Origin of the sequence: Streptomyces sp. NPDC045470 (assembly GCF_040646595.1) — a bacterium.
Classification (GTDB): domain Bacteria; phylum Actinomycetota; class Actinomycetes; order Streptomycetales; family Streptomycetaceae; genus Streptomyces.
In genome coordinates this window covers 708,920-723,619 of record NZ_JBEZAN010000001.1, presented here as the reverse complement: position 1 = coordinate 723,619, position 14,700 = coordinate 708,920, and the positions used below count along the sequence as shown (strand labels likewise).

10 protein-coding genes, 2 pseudogenes and 1 riboswitch are annotated in these 14,700 nt (G+C 72.6%); of the genes and pseudogenes, 8 read left to right on the top strand and 4 right to left on the bottom strand.

Annotated features, from left to right (window positions below; all coding sequences use genetic code 11):
• The first annotated feature begins 166 nt into the window (after positions 1 to 166).
• Both AB0A97_RS03140 and AB0A97_RS03135 read left to right on the top strand, forming a co-directional pair.
• A complete protein-coding gene (locus AB0A97_RS03140) occupies positions 167 to 718 on the top strand; it encodes a DoxX family protein (RefSeq protein ID WP_361143673.1) in 552 nt (183 codons plus the stop codon).
• A gap of 100 nt (positions 719 to 818) precedes the next feature.
• Positions 819 to 1,319, top strand: coding sequence for a VOC family protein (locus AB0A97_RS03135; protein WP_361143670.1), 501 nt, complete (start codon positions 819 to 821; stop codon positions 1,317 to 1,319).
• Positions 1,320 to 1,487: 168 nt separating this feature from the next.
• Here the strand turns inward: AB0A97_RS03135 and AB0A97_RS03130 are convergent, their stop codons facing one another.
• On the bottom strand, positions 1,488 to 2,558 hold the full coding sequence (locus AB0A97_RS03130; RefSeq protein WP_361145212.1) for a HoxN/HupN/NixA family nickel/cobalt transporter: 1,071 nt from the start codon (positions 2,556 to 2,558) through the stop codon (positions 1,488 to 1,490).
• 177 nt (positions 2,559 to 2,735) lie between these two features.
• Positions 2,736 to 2,949, bottom strand: a riboswitch (cobalamin riboswitch).
• Between the two features lie 261 nt (positions 2,950 to 3,210).
• Between AB0A97_RS03130 and AB0A97_RS03125 the strand changes: the two genes are divergently transcribed.
• From AB0A97_RS03125 to AB0A97_RS03115, 3 genes are all read left to right on the top strand, one after another.
• A complete protein-coding gene (locus AB0A97_RS03125) occupies positions 3,211 to 4,323 on the top strand; it encodes an ABC transporter substrate-binding protein (RefSeq protein ID WP_361145210.1) in 1,113 nt (370 codons plus the stop codon).
• On the top strand, positions 4,323 to 5,588 hold the full coding sequence (locus AB0A97_RS03120; protein ID WP_361143668.1) for an iron ABC transporter permease: 1,266 nt from the start codon (positions 4,323 to 4,325) through the stop codon (positions 5,586 to 5,588). The genes AB0A97_RS03125 and AB0A97_RS03120 overlap by 1 nt, the downstream gene beginning before the upstream one ends.
• 65 nt (positions 5,589 to 5,653) lie before the next feature.
• Positions 5,654 to 6,535, top strand: coding sequence for an ABC transporter ATP-binding protein (locus tag AB0A97_RS03115; protein WP_361145207.1), 882 nt, complete (start codon positions 5,654 to 5,656; stop codon positions 6,533 to 6,535).
• A 110-nt stretch (positions 6,536 to 6,645) separates the two neighbouring features.
• Here the strand turns inward: AB0A97_RS03115 and AB0A97_RS03110 are convergent.
• From AB0A97_RS03110 to asnB, 3 genes and pseudogenes are all read right to left on the bottom strand, one after another.
• A pseudogene (locus AB0A97_RS03110) lies at positions 6,646 to 7,512 on the bottom strand (isocyanide synthase family protein); the annotation flags it as partial.
• 239 nt (positions 7,513 to 7,751) lie between these two features.
• A pseudogene (locus AB0A97_RS03105) lies at positions 7,752 to 8,990 on the bottom strand (cytochrome P450); the annotation flags it as partial.
• A gap of 54 nt (positions 8,991 to 9,044) precedes the next feature.
• Positions 9,045 to 10,958 carry an asparagine synthase (glutamine-hydrolyzing) gene (gene asnB / locus AB0A97_RS03100; protein ID WP_361143666.1) on the bottom strand — a complete coding sequence of 638 codons (1,914 nt, stop codon included), beginning with the start codon at positions 10,956 to 10,958 and terminating at the stop codon, positions 9,045 to 9,047.
• 506 nt (positions 10,959 to 11,464) lie between these two features.
• Here asnB and AB0A97_RS03095 point away from each other — a divergent pair.
• From AB0A97_RS03095 to AB0A97_RS03085, 3 genes are read left to right on the top strand one after another with little or no spacing between them, the layout of a single operon-like run.
• Positions 11,465 to 11,695 (top strand): hypothetical protein, encoded by a 231-nt coding sequence (locus AB0A97_RS03095; protein ID WP_361143663.1) that lies wholly within the window; start codon positions 11,465 to 11,467, stop codon positions 11,693 to 11,695.
• Complete coding sequence (locus AB0A97_RS03090; RefSeq protein WP_361143659.1) at positions 11,692 to 14,178, top strand: cation-translocating P-type ATPase; 2,487 nt, start codon at positions 11,692 to 11,694, stop codon at positions 14,176 to 14,178. The genes AB0A97_RS03095 and AB0A97_RS03090 overlap by 4 nt, the downstream gene beginning before the upstream one ends.
• Positions 14,175 to 14,690 carry a copper chaperone PCu(A)C gene (locus AB0A97_RS03085; RefSeq protein ID WP_361143656.1) on the top strand — a complete coding sequence of 172 codons (516 nt, stop codon included), beginning with the start codon at positions 14,175 to 14,177 and terminating at the stop codon, positions 14,688 to 14,690. Before AB0A97_RS03090 ends, AB0A97_RS03085 begins: the two co-directional genes overlap by 4 nt.
• Positions 14,691 to 14,700: the final 10 nt, after the last annotated feature.

Sequence of the window (14,700 nt, the reverse complement as noted above, 5' to 3'; positions counted from 1 at the left end):
GGGGTGGCGTTCGGAGGGTGAGGGGTGGGGGTGTTGTTTCACTTTCAAGTGATGTGTATCGTCGGTGTTTGACTTGAAGTTTCAAGTACTTCCGTCGGGGCGGCGTCGGTCCTCCCGTAGGGCACGCCGGTCCGGACGGACCAGACAGACAGAAATGAGCGCTCGCATGTCCTCCCCCCTCAGCCCCCTTCGCGACTACGGCAGCGGCGTCGACGACCGCCATGCCGCGACCCCGCACGCGTACGACATCGGTCTGTTGGTTCTGCGGCTCGCGGTCGGCCTGACCATGGCTGCGCACGGTGCGCAGAAGCTGTTCGGCTGGTTCAGCGGACCGGGGCTGGACGGAACCGGACAGTTCTTCACGGCCAGCGGCTACCCGGCCGGCAAGGCCATGGCCGTGGTGGCGGGCCTCAGCGAGACGTTGGGCGGCCTCGGGCTGGTCCTCGGGCTGCTGACGCCGCTGGCGGGCGCGGCGGTCGTCGGGACGATGGTGAACGCGCTGGCGGTGAAGTGGGGCGGCGGCTTCTTCGCGCCCGAGGGCGTCGAGTACGAGCTGCTGCTCACGGCGGGCGCGGGAGCCCTGGCACTGACCGGCCCCGGCCGGTACGCGGTCGACCGGCTGCTCCCGGTCCTGCGCAACCACCGCCTTGCGTACGGGGTGGCCGCCCTGGTGTTCGGCGTGATCGTCGCGTTCGTGATGCTGCTGGTGCGCGACTGATTCCTGGCGAGCCGGGTGGAGCCGGGGGAGCCGAGTGTGGCATGACGTGATGTGCCGTGAAGTGATGGGTGCGGGGAGAAGCGGAAGGTGAGGGATTGACGTGGCAGTGCGGCGGCTGAATCACGCGGTGCTCTACGTACGGGACGTGGCGCGCGCTGTGGCCTTCTACACGGAAACGCTGGGGTTCCGGGTGGACACCGAGATACCGGGGAGGGCCGCGTTCCTCAGCGCCGAGGGGACCGCCAACGATCACGATCTCGGACTGTTCGCGGTCGGCGCCGGTGCGCCGGGCCCCGAGCACGGCCGGGTGGGGCTCTACCACCTGGCCTGGGAGGTCGGCACCCTCGGGGAGCTGGCGGACGTGGCGGCGGACCTGGCGGGGCGGGGCGCGCTGGTCGGCGCCACCGACCACTTGGTGTCCAAGTCGCTGTACGCCAAGGACCCGGACGGCAACGAGTTCGAGGTCATGTGGCGGGTGCCCCGTACGGACTGGCCGGGCCCGGACGAACCGGACCGGCTGCGCCCGCTCGACCTCGAAGCCGAGCTGGCGCGCTGGGGCCGTGATCTGAAGACGGGCGCGGCGGCCGGTTCGGCGACCTGAGGCAGGGCGGGAGCAGTCACCGCCCCACCCTGCCGGTGGAGGGTGGGGCGGCGGCCGACCCTGCCGATGGCGGGTGGGGGCGGTGGCCCGGCCCCCACTGATGAAGGGCGGGGCGGGGAGCGGACAGACCGGGTCCGGTAGGTCGGGCCCGGTAGGTCGGGCGACGGGTCAGGCGGTCTCCCCGGCCGTCTCCGGGGCCCGTGCGGCCTCCGGGGCCCCGGTCGCCTCGGTGGCCCGCGCCGACCAGCGCTTCTCCACCCCGGCCAGCCGCCAGTACGCCAGCGCCGCCGCCCAGACCACCACGAACAGGCCGACGATGATGAAGCCCACGTTGTCCAGGTCGATCGCCGAGATCCAGCCGGTCACGCCGTCCGTCAGGTTCAGCTTCTCGTGCAGGACGGTGACCAGTTCGATGGTCCCGATGAAGAAGGCGACGGCGATCGACAGACCGGTGATCGTGAGGTTGTAGTAGACCTTGCGCACCGGGTTCGAGAACGCCCACTGGTACGCGAAGTTCATGAACGTACCGTCCAGCGTGTCGAACAGGCTCATCCCCGCCGCGAACAGCAGCGGCAGCACCAGGATCGCGTACCAGGGCAGACCGGCCGCCGCGCCGCTGCCCGCCATCACCATCAGCGTCACCTCGGTCGCGGTGTCGAAGCCGAGACCGAAGAGCAGGCCGAGCGGGTACATCTGGCCGGGCCGGGTGATGGAGCGGGTGAAGCGGCCCAGTACGCGGTTCATGAAGCCGCGGGAGTCGAGGTGCTGCTCCAGCTCCGCCTCGTCGTACCGGCCCTGCCGCATCGCCCGGAACACCCGCCAGATGCCCGCCAGCGCGACCAGATTGAGCGCGGCGATGAGGTAGAGGAAGCTGCCGGAGACCGTGGTGCCCACGGTGCCGAGCACCTGGTGGGCACTCGATCCGTCGTCGAGCAGGGTGCCGGCCAGTTGCGCGCCGCCGGCGACCAGCGCCGCCATGGCGACGACCACGCTGGAGTGCCCGAGCGCGAACCAGAAGCCCACCGAGACCGGGCGCTTGCCGTCGGCCATCAGTTTGCGGGTGGTGTTGTCGATGGCGGCGATGTGGTCGGCGTCGAAGGCGTGCCGCATACCGAGGGTGTACGCGGTGACGCCGAGACCGACCCCGAAGACCTGCGACCCGACGGCGTAGTGCTGCGGCACGACCAGCAGGAAGAGCACACCGAAGGCGATGACGTGCAGGGCGGCTATGACCGCCATCAGCCCGGCGGTCCGCACGGTGTCCTGCCGCCGCCAGCGGAACGCGGAAGCGGACGGCGGGGACGGCGAAGTGGAGGGGGAGGGGGAGGGGGGAGAAGACGGGGACGGTGAAGGGGAAGGGGAAGGGGAATTGGCGGACGGGGGCATCCGGTGGTCACGCTCCAGCACCTCGTGGATCAGTTCGTGAGATGCCGTGGCCGGTCTCCTGGCTGACGGGTGTGCGCGCCCGCCCCTGCCTTCCCGGTCGCGGGCTGCGGCCAGTGGCTCCGTACGGGCGCGGGGCGCGTACGGAACGGGGCGGGAACTTCCCGATCACAGTGGCGAGGGCCGCTCCGGTCTGGACCTGACGGTCTTCACCGGTCTTCCCGACACCACGGCCCGCACACTCTAACGCCCGGCCGCGGTGTGGTCATCGGACCAATACGGCGGGAACCCGGGGCGCCGTCCGCTCGACTACCTGGTCCCGGGCCCGCACGCGCGGGCCCTCGGGCGGTCGAGAGGCAGGGAGAGCGGACGTATGCGTCCTCGGATGGATCTGGTGGAGCCGGTGGCCGGGAGCCGGCCGGTGCTGAAGGGCCGGTCGGTGTCGAAGGGCCGGTCCGTGTCGGGAGACCGGGCAGCACCGGAAGGTCGGTCGGCTTGGGAAGGCCGGATGGTGCCGGAAGGTCGGTCGGCGTGGCGAGGCCGGTCGGTGGCGGCGATCGTGGGGGTGCTGGGGGTGGCCGCGCTGGCCACCGGCTGCGGTAGTTCCGGCGGGCAGGCGGCGGCGGACGCCGCGGACGGGCGGGGCGGCGGAGCGGGTGGCTTTCCCGCCACGGTCACCGATTGCGAGGGGCGGCGGACGACGTTTTCCGAGGCGCCGCGAAAGATTGTCACGAGCAATGCGGCGAGCCTGGAAATGCTGCTCCGGCTGGGAGCGGGCGACCGGGTCGTCGGTACCGGATTCCCGCCGGGGAAAGGCACGTTGCCTCCCGAACTGGACGCCCGCGCGCAACGCGTCCCGGTGCTGGGGAAGACGGTGATCCCGAAGGAGAAGCTGCTCGGGTCCGGAGCCGATGTCTATATCGACACGTTCGCGTCCATGGGCATGATGGGCGGCGCGGCGACCGGTCCGACCGAGGAGGAATTCGCCGCGGCGGGCATCAAGCACGTCTATCTGGCTTCTACGGCGTGTGCGCCGCGCAAGAAGGTGCCGCAGCGGGACCTGTCCGCGGTGGAAGCCGACATCCGGCGGCTCGGGCAGGTCACGGGTACCTCGCACCGTGCGGGGCGACTGGTGGCGGAGATGGAGAAGAAGGTTTCCTCGGTACGTGCGGCCCTTGCCGACGTGCCTGCGGCGAAGCGGCCGTCGTACTTCTTCTTCGACTTCGACGCGGGGACGAAACAGCCCGTGGCGGTCTGCAACCGGCAGGTGGCCAACGCGGTGCTGACCGAAGCGGGGGCGCGGAACATCTTCGCGGACTGCGCGAGCGATTTCCAGCCGGTGTCGTGGGAGGACGTGGTCGCGAAGAACCCGGACTGGATCCAGCTCGGCGTACGGAACCGGGGAAGTGCCGCGGCCACCGGGAAGGCATTCGACGAGGCTGAGAAGTTCCTCAAGGAATTCCCGGCCACGGCGGGGCTGCGCGCGGTGCGGGAAGGGAAATTCCTGCGTATCGGCTCGGAGCAGACGACCATCGCCGGGGTGGGCAATGCCGATACGGTGCGGCGGATCGCGGCGACGCTCTACCCGGACCGCCTGGCCGAGCCCGGAGCGGACCGCTGATGGCAGCGCCGGGCGCGAGGCGGGAGGCCGTCGAGCAGGCTCCGGGGCCGGACCTCGGGCGAGCCGTCGGGCAGGACGACGGGCGGGCCGGAAGAGCCGAGGAACGGCGGGCTGGAGGAGCTGAGGGAGGACGGGCCGGAGGCGCCGCGGAATGGCGGGTCGGAGGTGCTGAGGAAGGGCGGGTCGGAGGTGCCGAGGGAAGGGGGCCCGGCCAGGCCCGTGCCGTCTGGCTCGCTCTCGGGCTGCTGGTCGCCCTGCTCGTCGCGCTGACCGCGGCCGTCGCACTCGGTGCCACCGACATCGCCCCGGCCGAGGTGTGGTCGGTGGTGTTCCGGCGCCTGGGGGGCGAGCCGCCCCGGCCGGGGACGGACGACCTGATCGTCTGGCAGTTGCGGGTCCCGAGGGCGCTGCTCGCCGCGCTGGTCGGCGCGGGCCTCGGGCTCGTCGGTACGGCCACCCAGGCGCTGGTGCGCAACCCGCTGGCGGATCCGTACCTGCTGGGCATCTCCAACGGCGCTTCGCTGGGCGCGGTGGCCGCGATCGTGCTGGGCGCGGGCACCGTGGCGGGGGCGGGCGGGGTGTTCGGGCTGGGCGGGGGCCTGGGGTTGTCGTCGGCCGCCTTCGCCGGGGCGCTCGCCTCGTTCGCGCTGGTGTGGACGCTGGCCCGCCGGGGCGGCGGCTTCGCGCCGCTGCGGCTGGTGCTGGCCGGGGTCGGCATCGGGCAGTTCCTGGCCGGGTTCACCAGTTACCTCGTACTGCAGGCCGGTGACGAGCAGCAGACGCGCGGCGTGCTGTTCTGGCTGATGGGCAGCCTGGGCGGCGCCACTTGGGGCACGCTCCTGCTGCCGGCCGTCACCGTACCGGCCGGGCTGCTGGTCCTCCAGGCGCGGGCCCGCGCGCTGAACGCGCTGACGATGGGGGACGAGACGGCGGCGAGCGTCGGCGTGGACGTCGTGCGGCTGCGCCGGCTGCTGTTCGTGGTGACCAGCCTGCTCACCGGTGTCCTGGTGTCGGTGTCCGGGGCGGTCGCCTTCGTGGGGCTGATGGTGCCGCACCTGTGCCGGCTGATCGTCGGGGGCGACCACCGCAGGCTGCTGCCGCTGGCCGCGCTGACCGGGGCGCTCCTGCTGGTCGTGGTGGACATCGTGTGCCGTACCGCCATGGACGGCCAGGAACTGCCGGTGGGCGTGGTGACGGCGCTGATCGGCGCGCCCGTACTGCTGTACGTGCTGGACCGGCGGCTGGGATCGGGAGCGGGAGCATGAGTGCGAGGAGGGGCACCGGCACGGCCGGCGGAGGAGTACGTACGGAAGCGGCCACGGGGCAGGGCATGCGGATCGACATCGAGGACCTGCGGGTGTCCTACGCCGGCCGGTGCGTGGTGGCCGGGGTGCGGCTGATGGCCGCGCCCGGTGAGATCGCGGGTGTGGTCGGCCCGAACGGCAGCGGCAAGTCCACGGTGCTGCGTACGGTCTACCGGCATCTGAACCCCGAAGCGGGCCGGGTGCTGCTCGCCGGGGAGGACATCCGGGCCATGCCGCCGTCGCGCACCGCCCGGCACATCGCCGCCCTGCCCCAGGAACGCGGCGGCGACTTCGAACTCACCGTCCACGAGGTGGTGGCGATGGGCCGCACCCCGTACAAGCGGGCGTTCGCGGGCGACGACCGGGCCGACCGGGAGACCGTGGCCCGCGCCCTGGCCGACGTGGGGCTGGCGGAGCACGGCGGGCGGCGGTTCTCGGCGCTCTCCGGCGGGGAGCGGCAGCGTGCCCTGCTCGCCCGCGCCTTCGCCCAGGCACCGGACGTCCTCGTCCTGGACGAACCGACGAACCACCTGGACGTACGGCACCAGGTCGAGCTGCTGAGCCTGCTGCGCGGCCGGGCCTGTACGACGCTCGTCTCCCTGCACGACCTGAACGCGGCGGCCTCGGTCTGCGACCGGCTCCATGTGCTTTCCGAAGGGACGGTGGTGGCGTCCGGTGCGCCGCGCGAGGTGCTGACACCGGAGCTGCTGGCCGAGGTGTTCGGGGTACGGGCGGCGGTGGTCGACCACCCGCTGACGGGGGACCCGCTGATCGCCCTCGATCAGCGTGCAGTCGCAGGTGCCGTCGTGGATACAGAGGCAGAGGCAGAGGCAGAGGCAGAGGCAGAGGCAGGGGCAGATGCGGTTGCGGATGCCGTTGCGGATGCCGTTGTGGGGCAGGGGAGCTGAGCCATGGCCGTCGTCCGAGCCGGTGCCGGCCGCCCGGCCTCGTTCACGTCCTGCACGTAATGGCTCGGGCGGCCGTCCCGGTGGACGAGCCGTCCGAGCCGCGCCGCGTCCGCCGCGCGCATCAGCCGTACACCGCCGTCCGCGTCGCGCAGCACGCAGGCGTGCCACGGCGTCATCCACACGTCGGGCGCGTCGAGCAGGCGGATGCCGAACTTCGCCGTGCCGGGCGGCTGCGGATGGATGGACAGCCGGACGGCGTCCGGATGGTGCTCGGCGATCAGCGCACCCCAGGCGCGGCTGCGCTGGACGACTCCGTAGGCGCGGGTGCGGCAGGCACGTTGCAGGGCGGAGCGGGTGCCTTCGAAGCCGGTGGTGTCCTCGAACAGGAAGCGGGTGATGCCGCGGTAGACGCGAAGCGTTTCGCCGCCGTCGGCGGCCGGGTTCCGGGTTTCGGCGCGCAGCGAGTCCAGGGAGGGCGCGTACCGGCTGTGCACCTCGGCGCGTTTGGCGTCGCAGGGCCGGTCCCCGTAGACGTCCCGCAGGTCGAAGGTGGTGAGGTGGGACAGCCCGGCCGTACGGATCATGGCGCGCAGCGCGTCGTTGTACGCGTCGACGTGCGGGTCCGGGACGCCGATCAGATCGCTGAAGAGGTGTCCGTCGGAGCAGATGACGAGCCGCGCGCCCGGCGCGTACAGCTCCCCGATCCGGGCGCACAGTTGGTCCAGGAAGCGCAGGGCGAGGCGTTCCCCCTCGTCGGGGAGCCGACCGATGACCTTGGCCGGGTTGGGGGATTTGCAGGGGAAGCCGGGGAGGGTGAAGCGGATCGGGCGGCGGGCCGCTGTCAGGGCTTCCAGTTGTCGTAGGTGGTACGGGAAATGGGCCGCGGTGGCCGCTCGGTCCGCGGCCGTCGCCTCCGGGGTGCGGCGGTGCGGGAGGAGGGCGGTGAGGATGGCGGCCGCTGCCGCCGTGCTGTTCATCGGGCTTCCTCGGGAGCGGGAGCGGGTGCCGGGACGGGTGCGGGTGCGGCGACGGGGTCAGCGGCGACAACAGTGTCCACCGTGGCGGCGGATACGGCGGTGCCGAAGGGGCAACCGCGAGCAGCACCCGAGCTTGCCGCCGGGGAACTCTCCGCCGACGACCGCCCCGTTGGGGAATCCGCCGCCCGGGACCGAGCCGCAGGGGAACTCCCCGCCGCAGGCCGCCCGGCGGAGGGCCCGCCGTACGCCACCGGAAGCTCGCTGACTCCCCGCGCGAGCACCGCCGGTATCCAGTTCAGTTCGCTGTCCGGTACGGCCAGGCGGAGACCCGGCAGGCGACGGAGCAGCGTCTCCAGGGCGATGTGCAGTTCGGTACGGGCCAGGGTGGCGCCCGGACAGAAATGGATGCCGTGGCCGAAGGCGAGGTGGGGGTTGGGGGACCGGCCGAGGTCCAGGGTGTCGGGTGCGGGGAAGCGGGCGGGGTCGCGGTTGGCCGCGCACAGCGAGACGATCACGGAGTCGCCGGCCGGAACCCGGGTGCCGGACACGTCCGCGTCCTCGGCGAGGAAGCGCCAGGTCGTCAGCTCGAAAGCGCTGTCGTAGCGGAGCAGTTCCTCGACGGCGCGGGGGAGGAGCGCGGGGTCGTCGCGGAGTGCGGCGAGGTGGTGCGGGTGGCGCAGCAGGGCGATCAGGGCCGTCGTGATCTGATGGGTGACGGGTTCCTGGCCGGCGACGAGGAGTTGGAAGATCATGGAGTCCAGTTCGGCGCCGTCCAGGGCCCCTTCGTCGTGGGCCGCGACGAGACGGGAGAGCAGGTCGGTGCCGCGTTCTCGCCGCTTGTGGCCCACCAGACCGGCGATGTACTTCTGTAGGCCGCGCAGCCTCGCCTCATAGGCCGGGCGGCCGGGGTCCGCCGGGCCGACGGGCTGGACGACCTTGCCCCAGTCCCGGTCGAAGCGTCCGGTGAACTCTTCCGGCAGGCCGATGACCTCGGCGAGTACGAGAAAGGGGAAGCGGGCGGCGAACGACGCGACGAGGTCGGTGGTGCCGCCGCGCTCCCGGCTCCCGGCCGGCGGCAGCTCGTCCAGCAGCGCGTCCGCCAGTGCCGCGAAGCGCGGACGGAGTGCCGCGACGCGCCGGGGCGCGAAAGTGTCGGTGATCAGTCGGCGGAGGGCGGTGTGCCGGGGTGGGTCCTGGTGCAGCAGATGCACCTGGAGCTGGGAGTGCTGCGGCTCCGGCATGATCGAGGCGCGGGCGCGCCAGGCCGCGTTGCCCCGGGAGTGGTGTTTGCCGAGCCGGGAGTCGTTCAGTGCCCGGTGAGCGGCTTCGTATCCGGTGACGAGCCAGGCACGTACACCGCTCGGGAACCGGACGCGGTGGACCGGGCCGCGCTCGCGCAACTCGGTGTAGAGGGGGTAAGGATCACGCTTGTAGCTCTTTCCGTACAGCGGGATCGGTTCGGGTTCGGGAAGAGGCATGGGTGGGTGCTCCTCAGAGGTGGGCGCGCACGGGCTCGTAGGTGCGCGAGCGGATCAGAAGGCCAGTTCCGGGCGGTACTCGTCCAGCCACAGCGACAGGTCGACGACGCGTTCCAGATGCAGGCGGTGGCCCCACTGGAGGTGTTCGGGCGGGGTGTCTAGGAGGTCCTTGACGGCGCCCTCGTCCACCAGGTCGCGGACGCGGCCCTGACCGGCCGAGAGCGCGTCACGCGCCATGTCCTGGAGGCCGCGGTGGTACGCCGGGTGGTGGGTGGCCGGGTAGTGGTTCTTGGGGCGGTGGAGTACGGAGTGCGGGGCGAGGCGGGCGCCCGCGGCGCGCAGCAGGCTCTTCTCCCGCCCGTCGAAGTCCTGGAGCGGTGCGGGGGCGTTGAAGGCGTACTCGACGAGACGGTGATCGCAGTACGGCACCCGCACCTCCAGTCCCTGCGCCATGCTGAGCCGGTCCTTGCGGTGCAGCAGTTGGCGGAGCCAGCGGGTCAGGGACAGGTGCTGGAGTTCGCGCCGGCGGCGCTGTGCCGGTGTCTCGCCGTCCAGGTGCGGGACGGCGGCCAGCGCGGACCGGTACGTGTCGGCGCGGAACTCGCCGATGCGCAGCGTGTCCGCGAGCGCCGGGTGCAGCGGCATGGCGGCCTGGTCGCCGGTCACCAGCAGCCAGGGGAAGGTGTCGGCGTCCCGCGCGGCGGTGCTGCGGAACCAGGGGTAGCCGCCGAAGACCTCGTCGGCCGCCTCGCCGGACAGCGCGACCGTCGAGTGCCGGGCCATCTCGCCGAAGAGGAGGTACAGGGAGGTGTCCATGTCGCCGACGCCGATGGGCGAGTCGCGGGCCGCCACCACGGCCGCGCGGTGCGCCGGGTCCAGCAGGTCCCGCGGGTCGAGGACGACGAGGTGGTGGTCGGTGCCGATGAAGGCGGCGGCCTCGGCCGCGTACGGGGTGTCGTGGCCGGTGCGCAGGACATCGCCGGTGAAACGTTCCACTTGGTCGCTGTAGTCGACCGCGTACGAACGGAGCCGGGCCGCCGGCCCCTCCCGTACGCGCAGTTCGTCCGCCAGCAACGCGGTCAGCACGGTGGAGTCGAGACCGCCGGAGAGCAGGGTGCACCGGGGCACGTCCGCCTCCACCTGGGCACGGGCGGCCCGCTCCACATGGGAACGGACGGTGTCCACCGTCGCGGCGATCCCGCGGTCCGGGTGCGGGCGGGCCGCAAGGCGCCAGTAGACACGCTCGGACAGACCACTCCGGTCGAAGACCGCCACGCCACCGGGTTGCACCTCCCGCACCCCCGACCAGAGCGTCTCCCCGGTGCCGAAGAGCAGGCCGTACGCCTCCCGCATCCCCCGCGCGTCGACCCGCGGCCGGCAGGCGGGGTGCGCGAACAGGGCCTTGGGTTCGGAACCGAAGACCAGGCCGCCCGGGATTCCGGCGAAGAACAGCGGTTTGACGCCCAGCCGGTCACGTACCAGGAGAAGCCGCTCCCGGCGGGCGTCCCAGACGGCGAAGGCGTACATGCCTTCCAGGCGCTCGGTGAGGCCGTCGCCCCACTCCAGGTACGCGCGCAGCACGACTTCGGTGTCGCTGCGGGTCGCGAAACGGTGCCCGCGCGAACGGAGTTCGGCCCGCAGGGCGTGGTGGTTGTAGATCTCGCCGCTGTAGGTGAGGACGGCGTCCGGCGACACCGCACCCGCGGAACTCCGCGGGGTGCGGAGCCCTTTGTGACTCTCGTCGGAGGACGGCGGTACGGGTACGGCGGCGGGCGCGACCATGGGCTGCGTACCGCCTTCCAGGTCCAGGACGGCCAGGCGCCGGTGCCCGATCGCGGCGTACGGGCCGCACCAGGTGCCCGAGGCGTCGGGGCCGCGGCGGGCCAGCGCGGAGGTCATCCGCTCGATGACGGAAATCTGGGCGCGGGGGTCCTCGCGGTACGAAATCCATCCGGTGATGCCACACATGGACCCAACTCCTCGGCGATCGGCAACTGTCCGCTCACACGTCCGGGGCCGGTCGTGCGCACGCTTCACTCAGAGGTCGGGCGGGAGGGCGGACGAGTTCCCGGCGCGTTACGGGAATTCCGCCGAGGGGGTACCGGAATTCCGGTGGGATGACGTCGTGAACGGCGGTCGCAGCCCTAGGTAGTCGGCCGGGCGGCCGGCCGGGTTCCAGCGGATGACCAGGACAAACCTCACGTGGGACAAGAGGCGGTGAGAGAGGGGGAGGGGGCCGGTCGCCGTGCCAGGATGGCGCTTCGGGCGGCGGGGCGGGGCGGCGAGGTTCTGGGCGCTGGATACGGGGCGCGGGCCCGGGGCCCGGGAAACCTGAGCTGCCTCGCGCCTGGTCTCCCGTTTCCGTTCTCCGATTCTCCCGCCTCGCCTTTTCGGGCTCGGTGAGCCCATTCCCCTTTCCCCTTTTCTCTTTCCGTCGTCTGTGTCCGAGTCTGCATCTGTGTATCGGAGCGGCCATGCCTCTCGTAGAACGTCTGTCATCCGTACGGCCCGCGAAACCGGTGATCGGGTTCGTGGCACTGCTCGCCGTCCTGTTCTTGTGCGCGTACGGGGCGGGCTCGGCCGCCGGGCCCGCGGCACCGGGCATGCGCCCGAGCGGCACGCTCCCCGGAGCGCCGCAGCAACCCGGAAGCGGTGACTCCATGGACGGCATGGACGGCATGAGCGGTATGGGCGGTATGGGATGAGCGAGCGCGTCACCGTACTGACGGTGGGCGGCATGACCTGCGCTGCCTGCGTGAACCGGGTGGAGAAGAAGCTGGGCCGGCTCGACGGGGTGACCGCCACGGTGAACCTGGCCACCGGCAAGGCCCGTGTCCGCCACCCGTCCGGACTGCTGGTGACCGATCTCTTGGCGACGGTGGAGGCCGCGGGATTCACGGCGGAACTCCCGGAGAGCCGACGGACCGACCTGGCAGAGAATGCCCCTCCTGCCGAGGGGCCGGCACCGGACGGCGAACGCGACCGTCTCCTCGTCACCGCGCTGCTGTCCGTCCCCGTACTCGTCCTGTCGATGGTCCCCGCCTGGCAGTTCCGCAACTGGCAGTGGCTCTGCTTCGCGCTGACCGCGCCGGTCGCCGTGTGGGGTGCGCTGCCGTTCCACCGCCGCGCGGCCGGCGGTCTGCGGCACGGTGCCGCGACGATGGACACACTGGTCTCACTCGGTGTGGCCGCCTCGTTCGCCTGGTCCGCGTACGCGCTCTTCCTCAGCGGCGGCACCGCGCACTTCTACCTGGAGGCGGCGGTCGGCGTACCACTGTTCGTCCTCGCGGGGCGGTGGCTGGAGGCCGGGGCCCGGCGGGGTACGGGGTTTGCGCTACGGGCGCTGGCCGAACTGGTCGGCAAGGACGTGTCCGTACGGGTACCGGCCGACGCGGCGGACAGGGGTTCCGGTGGCGGCCTCGCGGACGGTGCCGCCACTGTGGAACGTCGTATTCCGGTCGCCCGGCTCCAGGTCGGCGACCGGTTCCTCGTACGCCCCGGAGAGCGGGTGGCCACCGACGGCACGGTGGTGGACGGCAGTTCCGCCCTCGACCTCTCCCTCGTCACCGGTGAGAGCAGCCCGGTGGAGGTCGGGCCGGGATCGGCGGTCGTGGGCGGCGCGGTGAACGTGGGCGGCCTCCTCGAAGTACGGGCTGCCGCGGTCGGCGCGGACACCCGGCTGGCCCGGATCACCCGTCTCGTGGAGGAGGCGCAGACCGGCAAGACCCAGGCGCAGCGCCTGGCCGACGCGGTCGCGGGAGTCTTCGTCCCGGCCGTGCTGGCGGTGTCCGTGACCGTCCTCGGGTTCTGGCTGGGCGCGGGCGCCGATCCGCAGGCGGCGGTGACCGCCGCGGTGGCCGTCCTGGTCGTCGCCTGCCCCTGCGCGCTCGGACTGGCCACCCCGACCGCCCTGCTGGCCGCCACGGGCCGGGGCGCGCAGTTGGGCATTCTGGTCAGCGGGCCGCAGGCCCTGGAGCGGTTGCGGCGCATCGACACCCTGGTGCTGGACAAGACCGGCACGTTGACCACCGGGCGGATGAGCGTGATCGCCATGACGGTCCGCACGGGGGACACGGGGGGCAAGGGAGGCACAGGGGACACGAGCGACACGGGGGCCGCTGGGGTCACAGCAGTTGCTGGTACCAGGGACAGCAAGGACCCCATGGAACCCACGGACACCAACGGCCCCGCGCACCCCACGTGCGCCCCCGGCCTTACGGCCGACGAGACCCTTCGGCTGGCCGCCGCCGTCGAGCACGGCTCCGAACACCCCTTGGCGCGCGCCATCACCGCGTACGGTGACCAGCGCCGCGAAGCCCTCGCCGACCACCGGCCGCCCCCCACCGCGCGGCACTTCGCCGCGACCGCGGGGTACGGCGTGACCGGCGAGGTGGACGGCCGGACCGTGACCGTCGGGCGGCCCGGCGAGCTGACGGCCCTGCCCGCCTCGCTCGCGGACGCGGTCCGTACGGCCGAGACCGCCGGGCACACCGCCGTACTCGTGACCGTCGACGGCACCCCCCAGGCCGTCTTCTCCATCGGCGACACACTGCGGCCCGACTGCTACCGGGCCGTCGACCACCTGCGCCGCCTCGGTCTGCGGCCGGTGCTGGCCACCGGGGACCGCGCGGCCACCGCGCGGGCCGTCGCCGGGCACCTGGGAATCACCGAGATCCACGCAGCGGCGCTCCCCGAGGAGAAGGCCGCGCTGGTCACGACGCTGAAGGAACACGGCGGCCGGGTCGCGGTGGTCGGCGACGGAGTCAACGACGCGGCCGCGCTGGCCCGTGCGGACCTCGGCATCGCCCTGGGCAGCGGTACGGACGCCGCGATCGGCGCGGCCGACGTCACCGTGCTGCGCGAGGACCTCCAGGCCGTACCCGACGCCGTACGGCTGGCCCGGCGCACGCTGGGCACCATCCGCGCCAACCTCGTCTGGGCCTTCGGCTACAACCTGGTCACCGTGCCGCTCGCCGCCGTCGGACGGCTGGATCCGATGATCGCGGCCGCCGCGATGTCCGCGAGTTCGCTGCTGGTGGTGGGCAACAGTCTGCGCCTACGGGCATGGAAGCCGGCCTCCCGCACCTCCCGCGCCGCCAGCACCTCCCACACCTCTCGCGCCTCTCGTGCCCCGAGCACCTCTCCTGCCTCCCGCACCTCCTCCACGATCACCCCGGACGCCCCATGACACCCGCCGCCATCCCTGTCACCACAGCCACCACCGCACGCACCGCTCTGCGCTCCGCCGCCGCACCGCTCCTCGCGGGTGTGCTGACGCTCGGCTGCCTCACCGCCTGGACCGTCACCGGCAACGCGGGCACTCCGCCCCGGCTGGGCGTGTCCGACGGCCGTATCCTCACCGCCTCCAACACGGAAGCCACCGCGGCGTTCTTCACCATCAGCAACACCGGTACCACCGCCGACGAACTGACGGGCGTCACCGGCCCCGCCGGGCTGCGGGCCATGATCGGCCGCGATGTCGAGATCGCCGAAGGGGCGCACCGGATGGAGATGGCGGGCACCGTCACCGTCCCGGCGCGCGGCGAACTGCGGATGGCGCCGACCGGTCTGGACGTCATGGTCAGCCCGCCACCGCGACTGGCACCGGGCGACCGGCTCACCTTCACACTGCACTTTCGCCACAGCGGCCCCGTCACCGCCCAGGCCGTCGCCGTACGCCCTGGCCAATTGCGGCTCTGATCCGGCCGTA

Bases quoted from the DNA above. Each gene is read 5' to 3' on its own strand.
- AB0A97_RS03140 (WP_361143673.1), top strand. From the start codon at position 167: ATGTCCTCCCCCCTCAGCCCCCTTCGCGACTACGGCAGCGGCGTCGAC.
- AB0A97_RS03130 (WP_361145212.1), bottom strand. From the start codon at position 2,558: ATGGCGGTCATAGCCGCCCTGCACGTCATCGCCTTCGGTGTGCTCTTC.
- AB0A97_RS03125 (WP_361145210.1), top strand. From the start codon at position 3,211: ATGGTGCCGGAAGGTCGGTCGGCGTGGCGAGGCCGGTCGGTGGCGGCG.
- AB0A97_RS03120 (WP_361143668.1), top strand. From the start codon at position 4,323: ATGGCAGCGCCGGGCGCGAGGCGGGAGGCCGTCGAGCAGGCTCCGGGG.
- AB0A97_RS03115 (WP_361145207.1), top strand. From the start codon at position 5,654: ATGCGGATCGACATCGAGGACCTGCGGGTGTCCTACGCCGGCCGGTGC.
- asnB (WP_361143666.1), bottom strand. From the start codon at position 10,958: ATGTGTGGCATCACCGGATGGATTTCGTACCGCGAGGACCCCCGCGCC.
- AB0A97_RS03095 (WP_361143663.1), top strand. From the start codon at position 11,465: ATGCCTCTCGTAGAACGTCTGTCATCCGTACGGCCCGCGAAACCGGTG.
- AB0A97_RS03090 (WP_361143659.1), top strand. From the start codon at position 11,692: ATGAGCGAGCGCGTCACCGTACTGACGGTGGGCGGCATGACCTGCGCT.
- AB0A97_RS03085 (WP_361143656.1), top strand. From the start codon at position 14,175: ATGACACCCGCCGCCATCCCTGTCACCACAGCCACCACCGCACGCACC.